Raw genomic sequence first — 15,783 nt, forward strand, 5'->3', positions numbered from 1 at the left:
GGCTACCAGATGGCCCCGACCCACTCGGGGTGGTCGATGAACGGGTTCCGGTTGTGCTGGAACTGCTCGAATATCACGTCGTTACGGCGCTTCTCGAAGGCGTCTGGCGGGTCTTCCTGGCTCCACTGCTTCAGGACGGACAGCTTGCCCATCTTCGGGGCGGAGCCGTTGTTCACCTGGTCGTTGGGTTCGAGGTCGGCGAAGGAGTCGGTCCCCTCGTAGCGCACCGCCATGTAGAGGATCATGCGGGCGACGTCTCCCTTGACCGCGTCACGCGGTTCGAAGGAGTCGCCGTCGGTGTAGTTGCCGGGCGCCTCGCCCAGCTGGCTGCCGCCGTTGTCGAAGTCCTTGTTGCCTCGGGAGGAGTTGACCGAGACGTCCTCGGGGCGCAGATGGTGGACGTCGGTGCCCGGGCCCGTGGCCGTACCGAAGTCGCCGTGCGACTTGGCCCAGACGTGCTCGCGGTTCCACTGGTCGGCGTTGCCGCCGTTGTCGTTCTTGGACTGGGAGCGCCCGGTGTAGAGGAGGATCACGTTGGAGGAGTTGGCGGGGTCCTCGTCGGTGGCCTTGAGCGCGTCCCACACCTGGCTGTAGGAGAGCTTGGTCTGATCGCTGATGATCGTGTGCAGGGCGCCCTTGAGCTCGGTGCCGGTCCTGCCGAGGGCGTCCTGGTAGTACGTGTCGTCGAGAGCGGCGGCGAGGGTGGCGGGACGGTCGGGCGGGGTGTCGGCGGGTGCCGCTGCGGCGGTGCCCGCGAGGACGGCGACGGCTGCCGCGGTGGCCAGCAGTGGACGCGCGTAGAACGTATGGCGACGGGACATGTGGGGTGTCCTCTCGAAACACGGGCACCGCGACACCGGCCCTGGGTGGGGGCGCCGGTCGGGGTGGCCGGGTGATGTGTGGTAGGGGGAGCCTTCCACACGCACAGTGGCCCACGTGTGAACGCTGTGTACCTATCATGTGCAGGTCAAGATTGAGGCTCGCCGGACCCCTGGGCCTCCGGGCCGGTACGCGGGCCCCGGCCAGGAGGTCCAGGCTGCTACCCGGCGGTGGCCCAGTCGCGCAGGGCCTGGACCGAGCCGAAGTCGGCGACGTTCCGGTCGAGGGGGTCGTCGGTGTACTGGTGGATCCGCCAGGAGGCCTCGATCCGGGGCTTGCCCGCGGCGACGTAATCGGCGATCCACAGCCCGTCGCCCGCGTAGCCGCTGGTGTCGTGGGTGCGCCAGAAGGCCCGGTTGCAGTACAGGAGGACCCGGTGGCCGGGCCGCTCCCGTTTCACCGCGCGCAGGAATCGGTCCTTGTCCGCGCTGCTCGCGCGCGTCCCGCCGCCGGTCTGCTCCCAGTCGACGGCGAGCAGATCGCCCTCCTTCTCCGGGGTCTTGCTCAGGAAGTACGCGACCTGGTCCTTCACATCCCCCGGCCACAGGAAGTGGTAGAAGCCGACGACGCACCCGGCGTCCCGGGCCCGCTTCACCTGGGCGTCGAGACGTGGATTGACATAGGTGCGGCCCTCGGTGGACTTGATGAAGACGAAGTCGAGACCGTCCGTGTCGTAGGAGGGCTGGTAGGCGCTGACGTCGACGCCGTGGAGCATGGGCACCGCCTCAAGAGGTGAGAAACGACGTTCCGGTTCTGCCCACTCCTCGTACGGCTCAATGACCGGTTCACCCTCCCGGGTGGCCCGCCGGGTCCGGGACCCCTCGGATGCGGCCCGGCCCGTGCGGCGCGAGAATTGCCGCAAGGACCAGGAGGAGGCGGCATGAGCGAAGACCCCGAATCCGTATCCGCGGCCGCGCCCGAGGTGCGGGGAATCACCCCCGACCGGCTTCTGCACACGGGCGCGAGCGACAGGCCGAGCGCGGAGGACCTGGTGCTCGCCTCCGGGCGCGACCTGAACCCCGAGAGCCTGGAATGGGCGCGGCGCAAGCTGGCCGAGGAGGGGCGCGCCGCCCTCGACAAGCAGCTTCCCTGACGGGGTCCGCGGCCCTGCCGCGAGGCCCCCGGGGCGTGCCCGGCGACCGCCCCCGGGGACCGGGCGCCGGGGCGATACGACCGGGGGGCCGGGGAGCGTGTGGGGCGCCCCCGGTTCCCTCGGTTAGCCTGAGTGACATATGAACCGTTTGACGACCTCACAGGGCACTTTCGAGCTTGCCCGCTTCCCCGAGCACCCGAGCGATCCCTTCCGGGCATGGGACGCCGCCGACGAATACCTGCTCCGGCGGCTGACGGACCCCGAGACGGGCCCCGTCGACCTCGCCGGCACGGTCGCCGTCGTGGGGGACCGGTGGGGAGCCCTGGCCACCGCGCTGGCCGCCCACCGGCCCGTCCAGATCAGCGACTCCTACCTGGCCCGGCGCGCCACCCAGGCCAACCTGGACCGCAACGGTCTGGACCCGGACTCCGTGACGCTGCTGTCCTCCCGCGACACCCCGCCGGACCGGATCGACGTGCTGCTGGTCCGGGTGCCCAAGTCGCTGGCCTTCCTGGAGGACCAGCTCCAGCGGATCGCCCCCGCGCTCCACGCCGGCACGGTGGTCATCGGCACCGGCATGGTCAAGGAGATCCACACCTCGACCCTCAAGCTCTTCGAGCGGATCATCGGACCGACCCGCACCTCCCTCGCGGTACGCAAGGCGCGGCTCATCTTCAGCACCCCGGACCCCGAGCTGCCGCGTACGCCGAGCCCGTGGCCGTACCGCTACGAGCTGCCCGCCGACGTCGGTCCCGCCTCCGGGCGTACCACCGTGAACCACGCCGGGATCTTCTGCGCCGAGCGCCTGGACGTCGGCACCCGCTTCTTCCTGAAGCACCTGCCCACCCGCGGCGGATCCGTCAGGGTCGCCGACCTCGGCTGCGGCAACGGCGTCCTCGGCCTCTCCGCGGCGCTCGCCAACCCCGACGCGCACGTCACCTTCGTCGACGAGTCCTACGGGGCCGTGGCCTCCGCCGAAGAGACGTTCCGCCTGGGCGCACCGGCGGGTGCCAAGGCGGACTTCCTGGTCGGTGACGGGCTCGCCGGCCTCGCCCCGGGCAGCATGGACCTGGTGCTCAACAACCCGCCGTTCCACTCCCACATGGCGACCACCGACGCCACCGCCCGCACGATGTTCGTCGGCGCGCGCACCGCGCTGCGACAGGGCGGCGAACTCTGGGTGGTGGGCAACCGGCACCTCTCGTACCACACCCACCTGCGCCGGATCTTCGGCAACTGCACCACGGTCGCGGGCGATGCGAAGTTCGTGGTCCTGCGCGCCGTCAAGCGCTGACCGCGAGCCGCAGCGTCCCCGGCCCTTCCAGATTCTTGCAACACGTTCTACTGTGTGCGCCGCCGCACACGGGCGACGCAGACGCGAGACTCTGGAGGGGCCGTGCACCTCGAATACACGCCTGAGCAACAGCAGTTGCGTACCGAACTGCGCACCTACTTCGCCGGTCTGGTCCCCGACAACGCCTACGCCCGCTACGCGGAACCCGCCGCCCAGAAGCGCTTCTACCGCGAGACGATCCGCCGGCTCGGCACCGACGGCTGGCTGGGCGTCGGCTGGCCGAAGGAGTACGGCGGCCGGGGGCTGACCCCGATGGAACAGTTCATCTTCTTCGACGAGGCCGCCCAGGCCGGCGTGCCGCTGCCGCTGATGGCGCTGAACACGGTCGGGCCCACGATCATGCAGTTCGGCACCGACGAGCAGAAGACGTACTTCCTGCCGAAGATCCTCGCCGGGGAGATCGACTTCGCGATCGGCTACAGCGAACCGGACGCGGGCACCGACCTCGCCGCCCTCAAGACCCGCGCGGTCCGCGACGGGGACGCCTACGTCGTCAACGGCCAGAAGATCTGGACCACCAACGGCGACACCGCCGACTGGGTCTGGCTCGCCGTGCGCACCGACCCCGAGGCCCCGCCGCACAAGGGCATCACCATGCTCCTGGCCCCCACGAGCGACCCCGGCTACTCCTGCACCCTGATCAACACGCTCGCCTCGCACGACACCACGGCCAGCTACTACGAGAACGTCCGCGTCCCCCTCACCCACCGCGTCGGCGAGGAGAACAAGGGCTGGCGGCTCATCACCAACCAGCTCAACCACGAACGCGTCACCCTCGCCGCCCACGGCACCATGGCGGTACGAGCCCTCCACAACGTCCAGCGCTGGGCCGCCGACACCAAACTCACCGACGGCCGCCGCGTCATCGACCTCGCCTGGGTCCGCACCCTGCTCGCCCGCACCCACACCCGCCTGGACGCCATGAAGCTGCTCAACTGGCAGATGGTCTCAGCCCTCCAGGACGCCACCCTCACCCCCCAGGACGCCTCGGCGGTCAAGGTCTACGGCTCCGAGGCCCGCCGCGACGCCTACGCCTGGCTGATGGAGATCGTCGGCTCGGCGGGCCCGCTGAAGGAGGGCTCCGCCGGCGCGGTACTCCACGGCGAACTGGAGCGCGGCTACCGGTCGGCGGTCATCTTCACCTTCGGCGGCGGCAACAACGAGATCCAGCGCGAGATCATCTCGTGGATCGGGCTGGGGATGCCTCGGGTGCGGCGGTGAGCCGGGTGTGACGAGACTCTTCAGTCGGCATTGAAGCGGAATTGTCGGCACTGAGCGCAGCGCTCGGCCTGACGTGCGATGGGCTTGGCTTGTTGGCGGCCACGCTCCGACGTGCCGTTCTGCGAACAGGCTGGCGACCGCGTCCGTTTCCGGCCGAAACGCATAAGTGATGTGTGCCACAGTGGAACAGACGTATGAACACGCAACGGTATGCGGGTCATACTGATTGTCATGACACCGACGGCACATCCGTGGGCGCCTGCTGCTCGCTGCTGCGCGCAGGCCTCAAGCGCCCGGCCGAGATGTCGCGTTCGATCGACCTACCGGGGTGCGTCGACTCGTGCCCTTACCGCGGCACCCTGGTGTGCCGCGCCGATTTCGGCTCGATCCGCAATTGCACCTGTACCCACCACGGCTGGTCCTACGACCTGGCCGACGCGCTGGTGAGCGTGCCGAAGCGGTCGGACCATCCCGAGTCGTTCGACACCCCCGCGTGTGATCTGGTCGAGGTGCCGTACGTCGAATCACCACAGGAGCCCGTCATGAGCCTTCGCGCGCTCGCCCGCATGTATGCCGACGGCGAGATGTCGACGACGGAGGTACTGGCCGAGCTCGACAGACGCGTGGACATTCCCTTGTCCGAGGGGCAGCGCGGCCTGTGGGCACTTGCCAAGATGGAGCCGGAGACGTATGCGTACAACGTTCCCGTGTGCTTTTCGTTTGCGGACGTAGATACCGCGGCGCTTCAGGCCGCATTCCGCGACACGCTTTCCCGGCATCCGCTTCTCTCGTCCGCGGTGCGCGAGACGGATGACGGGCCGCGTCTGTCCCACGGAGACGCGGACGGTTTCTCCGTCGAGTACGTGGACATCTCCGATGTGCCCTCCGGTCGAGTGCTGGACTTTTTGAAGGAAAGGGCGAGGCGGCCGTTCGACCTGTCCGGTGGTCCCTTGACCAGGCTGGCTGTCCTGCGTCGCTCCGCGTCCGAGGCGTACGTCCTGCTGGTCGTTCATCACCTCGTGATCGATGGAGTGTCGGGGCGTCTCGTCATCGACACGCTGTTCAGTTCCTACCGGGCGCGGGTCGAGGGGCGGGACGTGCCGATCGAGGTGGGCTCCGCCTCATTCGGTGAGTTCGTCGCGTGGGAGCGGGACGCACTCGCCGGCGAACGCGCCGAGGAGGACCGCGAGTTCTGGGTGCGGGAGCTCGCCGGCGCGGACGTCCTCACAGGGTTACCCTCGCAGGTGGCTCTGGTGCCGGACGCGCCTCATGTGGGCGAGGTACACACCAGCCGGCTGCCGAAAGAGCAGGCCGCCGCCATCGCGGCCTTCACCGCTTCACATGAGATCAGCCCGGGGATCTTCTTCCTTGCGGCCTTCCTGACTCTGCTGCACCGGTACACCGGAAGCGAGGACCTCGTCATCGGGATGCCGGTGGCCGGGCGCCCCACGGAACACTTCGACCCGGTCGTCGGCTGCTTCGTCAACACGCTGCCCGTCCGGAGCAGGCCGAACGCCTCCGAGGAGTTCACGTCGTTCGCCCGGCGCGTGCAGTCCACGGTGCTCGAAGTACTCGAGCACGGGACCTACCCGTTCCACCGGATCGTGGACGATCTCGGTGCCCGGGGCGCGGATCCGCGGTCGCCGCTCTATCAGATCGTGTACAACTACCAGGATTCCGCTCTCTCCGGATACCTGGGCGAGCGGGCCCGCGCCACCGGCGAGACGGACTTCGAGCTCGTCGACGGGCTGTACCAGCTGGGTGAGTACGACCTCACGGTGGACGTGGCTCCCGGTGACGGGTTCCTGGTGAACTGGAAATACCACCCCGACGCCTTCTCGGCCCACGCCGTCGCGCGCATGGCGGAACACTTCGCCACCCTGGTGGACAGCATCCTCGACGCGGACGGGCAGTCGCCGATCGGCAGGCTGAACCTGCTCGACGACGAGGAACGGCGCCTCGTCATCGAGGCATGGAACCGCACCGAGGCCGACTTTCCCGCGCATCGGACGTGCTGGGACCTCTTCGCGGAGCAGGCAGAGGCGAACCCGGATGCCCCGGCGGTCACCTGCGGGGACCGGACTCTCACCTATCGCGAACTCGCGGACCGCAGCTCGGCGCTGGCGCAGGCGCTGACGCGTCAAGGCGTCGGCCCCGGGGACGTCGTAGGGGTCTGCTACGAGCGGTCACTCGACCTTGTCGTGGCCCTCCTCGCCGTCATGAGGCTCGGCGCGGTGTACCTGCCCCTGGACGACCGGCTGCCGGCCGAACGCCTCTCCTACATGGTCGAGGACAGCGGCGCGCAACTCGTCATCTGCCATGAGGCGGTGATGGACAGGCTGGCCGCCGTGGGGACGCCGAAGGCGAGGCTGTACCCGACGGATCGCCAGGATGATCAGGTCGCCCAGGCACGGGCAGCGGCGGGGGAGACGACCGCCGATTCGCCGGACTCGCGAGCCTCGACACCTCCGGCCGCCTACATCATCTACACCTCGGGCAGCACGGGGAAGCCCAAGGGCGTCGTAGTTCCGCACGCGGCGCTGACCAATTTCCTGCTGGCCATGGCGCACACGCTGGGAGTGGGTTCCGACGACCGGCTGCTGGCCGTCACCACGCACAGCTTCGACATCGCCGCCCTGGAGCTCTACCTCCCGCTGATCACCGGCGGCCAGGTCTGCATCGGTGAATCGGCCACGGTCGCCGATGCCACGCTGCTGGCCGAAAAGGTCGCCGACTGGCGGCCCACCATCATGCAGGCCACTCCGGCGACCTGGGCCATGCTGGTGCGCGTCGGGTGGCAGAACACCGAGGGCGTCAAGGTGTTGTGCGGCGGCGAGGCGTTACCCGACGGTCTGAAGGACCAACTCGTGGCGCGCGGCGAGGCCTGGAACCTGTACGGGCCCACGGAGACGACCATCTGGTCGGCGGCCAAGCGGCTGCGCCGTGAGGAGCCGGTGACCATCGGCAGCCCCATCGCGAACACCCAGCTGTACGTCCTCGACCAGAACATGAGTCCCCTGCCTGTAGGCGTGACCGGCGAGCTTCACATCGCAGGCGACGGGGTGGCCCTGGGCTACCACCGGAAGCCGGAGTTGACGGCCGAGCGCTTCCTGGACAACCCGTTCGCGCCCGGACGGCTGTACCGGACCGGCGACCGCGCGCGCCGACTGCCGAACGGCGAGATCGTCGTCCTGGGCCGGATGGACAACCAGGTCAAACTGCGCGGCCATCGCATCGAACCCGGTGAGATCGAGGCGGTGCTCGATGCCCACCCGGAGATCGGCCGAAGCGTCGTCCTGCTCGACCATGTCGGCCTGTCGGACAGGCTCACGGCCTATTACGCCGGGAACGGGGACGCGCCGGTCGACGCCGCGCTGCTGCGCGCGGAACTCGCCAAGACCCTCCCCGCCTACATGCTGCCCGCCGCATTCGTGGCCCTGGACGCCTTTCCGCTCACGGCGCACGGCAAGGTCGACCGGGCGAAGCTGACCGAGACCGCCCGGACGGTGCCGCTCCCGGCCGCCGACAGCCCGGTGGCCGCGCTCGACATCGAGCGGACCGTGCGCGGGATCTTCGAAGAGGTGCTCGGCTCGCGTGATATCGATCGTGCCGCGGGCTTCTTCGACATCGGCGGTGACTCGTTCGCGGCCATCGAGGCGGTGGAGCGGATCAACCGCGAGTTCGGCTCCTCGTTGCGACCCACCAGCGTTTTCGCGCACCCGTCCGTCGCGACGATGGCCCGACACCTGACGGGGCTGCTGCCTGCTGGGCGTGCATCTGCGGCGCAGCCGGTCGAACCCGAGCAGCACCCTGATCCGCGCCATGCCACTCCGGCGGCCGACGACGCCTCGCTCGATGATTCGATCGCGGTGATCGGCATCTCCTGCCGGTTCCCGGGAGCCATGGACCACCGCGAATTCTGGTCCGCGCTCGTGGAAGGACGCAGCGGCTCCACGTCATGGTCGGCCGAGGAACTGCGTACGCTCGGAGTGCCGGAGGCGCTGATCACCCGACCCGGATACGTGCCGCAGCGGTCGGTCGTGGACGGCAGGGCGGAGTTCGACGCGGCGTTCTTCGACATCTCCCCCCGCGACGCCGAGTTCATGGACCCACAGGCGCGCTTGCTGTTGCAGCACGCGTGGCAGGCGTTGGAGGACGCCGGTTACCGCCCGGAGGACGTTCCCGGGACCAGCGTCACCACGTCCACGAGCACGAACTTCTACCAGGCCCTGCTCCCGGCTCTGATGGCGAACGCGTCGGGCCCGCGGGTCCTGGCGAGCTCCGAGACCTACGCCGCGTGGCTGTTCGCCCAGGGCGGCACGGTGCCCACGATGATTTCCACGAAGCTGCGCCTGCGTGGCCCCAGCATGGCGGTGAGCACCAACTGCTCTTCGGCGCTGAGCGCGGTGCACGTCGCCTGTCAGGGACTCCTGGCCGGCGACGTGGACCAGGCGATCGTCGGCGCGGCCAGCCTGTTCTCCGCGGGGGAACTGGGATACGTGCACCAGCCGGGCCTGAACTTCTCGAGCGACGGGCGCAGCCGCGCGTTCGGCGACGCCGCCGACGGCATGTCCGGCGGTGAAGGTGTCGGCGTGGTCGTCCTCAAGCGCGCCAGTGAGGCGATCGCTGCCGGCGATCACATCTACTGCCTGATCCGCGGCGTCGCGGTGAACAACGACGGCGGTGACAAAGCGGGGTTCTACGCGCCCGGTGTGCGCGGCCAGGCCGAGGTGATCCGCAAGGCGCTGGACAAGGCGGGCACGGACCCGTCGACTATCAGCTACGTCGAAGCGCACGGCACGGGCACCAGGCTCGGCGACCCCATCGAGGTCGCGGCTCTGACCGAGGCGTACCGCCACTACACGGCACGCAGCCAGTACTGCGGCATCGGCTCGGTCAAGAGCAACATCGGCCACCTGGACGCGGCCGCGGGGATCGCCGGCCTCATCAAGGTGGCCCTGGCCCTGCAGCATGGAGAGGTTCCGCGGACCCTGCACAGCGACGTGCCGAGCTCGGAGATCGACTGGGACGAGTCGCCGTTCTTCGTGGCCGACCGGAATCTGCCGCTGGACGGCGATAAGCCCGCGCGGGCGGGACTCAGCTCCTTCGGGATCGGCGGCACCAACGTGCACGCCGTACTGGAACAGGCGCCGACCGGTGCGCGGGCCGCCGGACGCCCCGGCCCCCAAGCGGTAATCCTCTCGGCCCGCGACGGGCAGCGGCTCGGCGTCCTCGCGCGGCAGCTTCTGGAGTTCCTGCCGGGATACCGGGACGCGCACGGCGATCTGGCGTCGCTCGCGTACACGCTGCAGGTCGGGCGGCGGGCGATGGCCGAACGAGTGGTCTTCGTCGTGAACGACGTCGACGGGCTGATCGCAACCCTTCAGGACTACGACGAGCGCGGGGCGCGCGGAACGGTGTTCGAAGGCACGGCCCGACGGCCCGAGGACAAGCTGCTCGGCCTCTTCGGTCGCCCCGGGGAGCTGCGAGACCTGGTCGCCGGGTGGCTCGAACACGGGGAGTGGGACAAGATCGCGCCCCTGTGGGTCAACGGCATCGACGTCGAGTGGCGCGTCTACCACGGCGCGAATCCGCCGTTGCGGGTGAGCCTGCCGACGTATCCGTTCGCTGCGAAACGGTACTGGCCGGCTGCCGAGGCGGTGCCGGTGCCTCGGAGCCCCGACCCGCTCGACGCCGTGTCGGTTCCCCGGGTCACCGACCCGCTCGACGCGGCATCGTTGCTCGTGGCCGCGGCCAGGCCTGAGAGCGTCGAGACGTTCCTGTCCGGTCGCACGTCCGCCACGGACGAGATGGACAGCCTCTCGCGCCCGCTCGTGCTCGCACAGCTGGTGGCGGCGGGACTCTTCGACGCGCCCGTTCGCCGCGACCTGATCGGGCAGAGGATCACGCCGTCCTTCGCCCAGTGGCTCGACCACACGGTGACCGTGCTGCTGAGCCACGGAGAACTCGTGAGTGAGGGCGCATTCGTGGCGCCCAGGAAGAGTGCGCCAGGCCTCGAACAGGCGTGGCGCACCTGGCGCGCGTGGAAGGACGTCCGTGCCGAAGATCCGGAGCTGGCGGCCAAGACCGGCCTGACCGAGCGCATGGTCGAGGCCCTGCCCGCGATCCTGTCCGGGCGGACTAAGGCCACGGCGGTCATGTTCCCGGGCGGCTCCTTCGAGCTGGTCGAACCGGCGTACCGGGGGAACGCGACGGCCGACTACTTCAACGACGTGACGGCCGGCGCGGTGCGCGCGGAGGTGGACGCCCGCCGCGACGGGATCCGGCTGCTGGAGATCGGAGCGGGCACCGGCAGCACCAGCGAGCGCGTTTTCGCCCAGCTGAGAGGCCGCGACCTCGCCGAGTACTGCTATACGGACGTTTCGAAGGCGTTCCTGATCGACGCGGAGCGGCGGTTCGCCGGCCACGTGCCGAACTTGTCCTTCACGACCTTCGACGTGGAGCGGGAGCCCGGCGCACAGGGACTTACCGCGGGCGACTACGACATCGTCATCGCCAACAACGTCCTGCACGCCACCAAGGACATCGTGCAGGCAGTGCGTCATGCCAGAGCACTGCTGCGGCCCGGCGGAGTCCTCGTACTCAACGAGCTCGCCCGGAACGACTGGTGGTCGCACCTGACCTTCGGGCTCCTCGAAGGATGGTGGCGGTTCACGGACGGAAGGCGTATCCAGGGCGGACCGGCGCTGTCCTCGAACTCGTGGCGCGAAGTGTTGCGGGAGTGCGGGTTCGACACGGTTGAACTGCTGGCGGAGCCCGCCCGCGACCTGGGCCAGCAGGTACTGCTGGCGCGCGCCGGTTCGCCCGTCCCGCGCCGGGATCCGCTTCCTGCCGCGCCCGGTTCGCTCGAGGAGCACGTCCGCGCGACCGTCGAGCGGATCCTCGCCGAAACGCTGAAGCTGACTGCGGATGAGCTCGCCGCCGACAAGCCCTTCGCCGACTACGGACTGGACTCGCTCACCGGCGTCTCCCTGGTGCACCGGCTCAACGAGTCGCTGAGCACCGACCTCGATCCGAGCGTGCTGTTCGAGAACCCGTCCATCAGGCGGCTGACGAGTTTCATCGTCGACGAGGAGGGCGCCGCCATCGTGGCCGCGGTATCCGAGGCGTCCGCCGTACCCGGGCCGTCCGTGGTACCCGAGGCGTCCGCCGTACCCGGGCCGTCCGTGGTACCCGAGGCGTCCGCCGTATCCGGGCTGTCCGCCGTATCCGGGCCGTCCGCGGTATCCGAGCCGTCGGGCGGTGGCCGGGAGCCCGTCGCGATCGTCGGCATGAGCGGCCGGTTCCCGGGCGCCCGGGATACCGACGAGTTCTGGGACCTGCTGGCCTCCGGCCGGGACGCCGTCTCGAAGGTGTCCCGCTGGGACCTCGCGTCGCTGGGCAGCGTCTGCCTGGACGGCGGTCTCCTGGACGGCGTCGACGAGTTCGACCCGCTCTTCTTCGGGATCTCCGGTGCCGAGGCCGTCTACATGGAGCCGCAGCAGCGGCTGTTCCTTCAGGAAGCGTGGCGGGCGCTCGAGGACGCGGGCCACGCGGGCGAGTCGCTCGACCGCGACCGGTGCGGTATCTACGTGGGCTGCGCTGCGGGCGACTACCTGGATCTGACGGGGCCGTCCGACTACCCGGGCCAGGCACTGTGGGGCAACATGAACTCGCTCGTGCCGTCCCGCATCGCGTACTACCTGGACCTGCACGGGCCGGCGATGGCGGTCGACACCGCCTGCTCCAGCTCGTTGGTCTCCCTCTACCTGGCGTGTCAGGCGCTGTGGGCGGGCGAGGTCACCACGGCGATCACGGGCGGGGTCTACGTCCAGAACTCGCCGCGGCTGTATCTGGCGGCGTCGCGGGCCGGGATGCTTTCCCCGACGGGCCGGTGCCGTTCGTTCGACCAGGCGGCCGACGGATTCGTGCCCGCAGAGGGAGTCGGTGCGCTGATCCTCAAACGGCTCTCGGACGCCGAGGCGGACGGCGACCACATCCACGGCGTGATCCGTGGAATCGGGATCAACCACAACGGCACGACGAACGGGATCGCCGCGCCGAACGGGACCTCGCAGGAACGGCTGATCCGGCAGATCTATCAGGACTTCGACATCGACCCCGCGGGGATCGGGTTGGTCGAGGCACACGGCACCGGAACCAAGCTCGGCGATCCGGTGGAATTCCGGGCGCTCGACCGCGCGTTCCGCGGCTTCACGGACGCCGAGCGGTTCTGCTCGCTCGGCTCGACAAAGGCCTCCATCGGCCACGCGCAGGCCGCGGCCGGCGTGATCGGCGTCATCAAGGCACTGCTGGCGATGAGGCACGAGGTGATCCCCGGTCTGCCCCACCACACCGCGACGAACTCCAGTGTCGCGCTGGCCGGCAGCCCGTTCTTCGTGCACACGGAGCCGAGGCGATGGGCCGTGCCCGAAGGCGGCAAGCGGCGCGCCGCGGTCACGTCGCTCGGCGCGAGCGGAACCAACGCCCACGCTGTCATCGAGCAGCCGTCGCAGCCGCACACGCCGCAGCGGAGCAGGCAGGACGGGGCCCGGTTGATCGCGCTGTCGGCGGCGACGGAGCACGCTCTGCGCGAACAGGTGGCCCGGCTCGCGCGCCACTGCCGCGAGCACCCGGACCTCGATGCCGGCGACGTGAGCCACACACTTCTGCTCGGCCGCAGGCACCTGCGGCATCGATGGGCGAGTGTGGTCCGGGATATCGCGGAACTGGAAAACCGGTGCACTGCCTGGCTCTCCGGGCAGGACATTCCGGCGCAGAGCGCAGACTCCAGGTTGCAGGCACTCGCCCAACAGTTCCTTGACGGTGAGGCACCGGATTTCGCCGAGTTGTTCCGCGACAGCCGCTACCGCCGCGTTCCGCTGCCCGGATACCCCTTCGAGCGGGAACGCTATGCGCTGCCGATCCGCGCGGCGGCGGACGATGGGCCGCGGCGCGATGGGGGAGTCCTCACCGGCGACGAGTTCTATCTGCGTGAACATCAGGTGCAGGGAACCGGGATCGCCCCGGGGGCCATGTATCTGCAGTGGGTCGCAGCAGCGGCGAGGCGGACCGCGAGCGACGCGGTTCGCCTGCACGACATCGTCTTCCTGCGACCCCTCTCGGTGTCGGGGGTGCCGCGCGCACTGAGGGTGGCTCTTCGCGCCGACGGCGACGTCACCCGGTTCATGGTGTCCTCAACGGAGTCCGCCGGAGACGAGCCCGTTCTCCATTGTCAGGGCGAGGTGTCCGCCGCGGAGCCGACGGCTGCGCAGGCGCTCGATCTGCCTGCGCTGCTCCGGGATTTCCGGTCCACGGAATTCGACCCCCTGCGGTTCTACGCCGAGTGGCGGGATCGCGGCATCGCCTACGGCCCCACGTTCCAGGGGGTCGTGGCGGTGCACCGCGGCGACAACGCGGTGCTCGCCGAACTGCGGCTGCCCGGCGCGGCGTCAGGAACCATGGACGGCCTCGTCCCGCACCCGGCGCTGGTGGACTCGGCGATGCAGTGCATGCGCTTGCTCGACGGCGACGATCGGGTCGGGTTGGTGTTCACCATCAAGTCGGCCGAAGTCCTCGCCCCCGGCGCGACCACCATGTGGGCCCTGATCCGCCGTGCCGAGGACGCGCGCGGCGCGGACCGGATCGACATCGACCTCGCGACCGACGACGGCACGGTATGCCTGCGGCTGCGAGGCATCGCAGGCCGTCGAGCCGAGCAGACGCCGGACCCGGCGGACGGCGTCACCACTCTGGTGCCGGTGTGGGATCCTCTTCAGCGGACGGAATCCGCGACGTGGCCGCAGGGTTCCGAATCAGTGGGCATCATCGCGTCCCCAGGGCAGGCGCGGGACGTTCTCATCGCGCGCCTGCCAGGCGCGCACGTGGTCGCGGACCCGTCGCAGAGTACGCACGACGACCTGGAGACGTCCCTCCGGTCGGTCCCGGAACTCGACCATCTGATCTGGGTGGCGCCCAGCGCTGTGGACGACCGGTCCGGTGCGAGCGTCGTCGAGGGCCAGGCCGGCGGCTCGCTGCATGCCTTCCGCACAGTGAAAGCACTTCTGGCCGCAGGGTACGGCGATCGCTCATTGGGCCTGACCCTGATCACCGAGCGGGCGCACGCCGTCCATGAGGCCGAGGTCGTCGACCCGGCGCACGCCGGTGTCGCCGGCCTGGCGGGGTCGACTGCGAAGGAGTACCCGGACTGGCGGGTGCGGGTGGCGGACGTCGAGGACTACGACGCGCCTTCTCTCGCCGCGGTGCTCGACCTGGCCGCGGCCCCGGACGGCAACCTGCGTATCCACCGCGACGGCCGTTGGCACGGGCAGCGGCTGATGACTGTTCAGCCGTCCTCGCCGACGTCGTCCCGGCTGCGGCAGGGCGGCACCTACGTCATCATCGGCGGGGCGGGCGGCCTCGGCACGGTCATCAGCGAGTACTTGATCCGCCGGTACCACGCCCAGGTGGTGTGGCTCGGACGCAGGCCGCAGGACGCGCGCGTCGAAGCCGCTATCGCTCAGGCGACCGGCGGGGACGGGCCTGCGCCGCTGTACCTGCGGTCCGACGCCACCGACCTCGCGTCCCTGCGCGCGGCGAAGGACGAGATCGTACGACGGTTCGGCGCGGTGCACGGCGTCATCCACTCGGGCCTCGTGTTCTCGGGGGCGAGCCTGGCCCGGATGAGCGAGGCGCAGTTCGAGGACGTGCTGCGCGGCAAGGTCGACGCGAGCGTCCGGTGCATGCAGGTGTTCGGCGGTGATTCGCTCGATTTCGCACTGTTCCTGTCCTCGATCAACTCCTACCTCAAAGCCATCAAGCAGGCGAACTACGCGGCCGCCTGCACGTTCCTCGATTCGTTCGCACCGACGGTGCAACGCCACTACGGCGCTGCCGGCAAGGTGCTGAACCTGGGCTACTGCTTCAACAACGCACCCACCGAGGGAGAGCGGGGCGCGGTGGTCGGAGCGCAGGCGCCGCTCATCCAGCCGGACGAGCTGACGGCGGCGATCGAACGGCTGTGCGCGGGGCCGGTCAGCAGGCTGACGCTGATGAAGTTCAGTCCCGCGCTAAACGATCGGGGCATCGTTCTGGGCGACGACGAAATCATCCTCCCCACGGCCGTGCCGCCGGACGCTGTGCCCGCCGACGTCCAGGAACCGGCGGCGGTGCCGGGCGGCGAACTGGAGCGGCTACGCGTCCGCACCGCAGAGCTGACCGCGCTCGCGATCTGATC

The 15,783-nt window shown here is 69.8% G+C and carries 6 protein-coding genes; 4 read left to right on the forward strand and 2 right to left on the reverse strand.

Going from position 1 to position 15,783, the window contains the following annotated elements:
- Positions 1 to 2: 2 nt before the first annotated feature.
- A complete protein-coding gene (locus ACK8N7_RS35265) occupies positions 3 to 821 on the reverse strand; it encodes an endonuclease I family protein (protein ID WP_403215550.1) in 819 nt (272 codons plus the stop codon).
- Between the two features lie 218 nt (positions 822 to 1,039).
- Positions 1,040 to 1,594 carry a glycoside hydrolase family 25 protein gene (locus tag ACK8N7_RS35270; RefSeq protein WP_403215548.1) on the reverse strand — a complete coding sequence of 185 codons (555 nt, stop codon included), beginning with the start codon at positions 1,592 to 1,594 and terminating at the stop codon, positions 1,040 to 1,042.
- A gap of 165 nt (positions 1,595 to 1,759) precedes the next feature.
- Here ACK8N7_RS35270 and ACK8N7_RS35275 point away from each other — a divergent pair, with 165 nt between their 5' ends.
- The 4 genes from ACK8N7_RS35275 to ACK8N7_RS35290 all read left to right on the forward strand — a co-directional run bounded on the left by ACK8N7_RS35275 (position 1,760) and on the right by ACK8N7_RS35290 (position 15,781).
- Positions 1,760 to 1,972: a hypothetical protein gene (locus tag ACK8N7_RS35275; protein ID WP_015606725.1), complete on the forward strand. Its 213-nt coding sequence runs from the start codon at positions 1,760 to 1,762 to the stop codon at positions 1,970 to 1,972.
- A gap of 139 nt (positions 1,973 to 2,111) precedes the next feature.
- Entirely contained in the window at positions 2,112 to 3,266 is a 1,155-nt protein-coding gene (locus tag ACK8N7_RS35280) for a methyltransferase (protein ID WP_500445147.1), read from the forward strand.
- A 102-nt stretch (positions 3,267 to 3,368) separates the two neighbouring features.
- Positions 3,369 to 4,547, forward strand: a complete 1,179-nt coding sequence (locus tag ACK8N7_RS35285; RefSeq protein WP_500445149.1) for an acyl-CoA dehydrogenase family protein — start codon at positions 3,369 to 3,371, stop codon at positions 4,545 to 4,547.
- A 194-nt stretch (positions 4,548 to 4,741) separates the two neighbouring features.
- Positions 4,742 to 15,781, forward strand: coding sequence for an amino acid adenylation domain-containing protein (locus tag ACK8N7_RS35290; protein WP_500445151.1), 11,040 nt, complete (start codon positions 4,742 to 4,744; stop codon positions 15,779 to 15,781).
- The last annotated feature ends 2 nt before the right edge of the window (positions 15,782 to 15,783 follow it).

Origin of the sequence: Streptomyces griseobrunneus, from assembly GCF_046713465.1 — a bacterium.
Lineage (GTDB): Bacteria > Actinomycetota > Actinomycetes > Streptomycetales > Streptomycetaceae > Streptomyces > Streptomyces microflavus.

Coding starts and splice junctions, on each gene's coding strand:
- ACK8N7_RS35275 (WP_015606725.1), top strand. CDS start 1,760: ATGAGCGAAGACCCCGAATCCGTATCCGCGGCCGCGCCCGAGGTGCGG.
- ACK8N7_RS35290 (WP_500445151.1), top strand. CDS start 4,742: ATGAACACGCAACGGTATGCGGGTCATACTGATTGTCATGACACCGAC.
- ACK8N7_RS35270 (WP_403215548.1), bottom strand. CDS start 1,594: ATGCTCCACGGCGTCGACGTCAGCGCCTACCAGCCCTCCTACGACACG.
- ACK8N7_RS35280 (WP_500445147.1), top strand. CDS start 2,112: ATGAACCGTTTGACGACCTCACAGGGCACTTTCGAGCTTGCCCGCTTC.
- ACK8N7_RS35265 (WP_403215550.1), bottom strand. CDS start 821: ATGTCCCGTCGCCATACGTTCTACGCGCGTCCACTGCTGGCCACCGCG.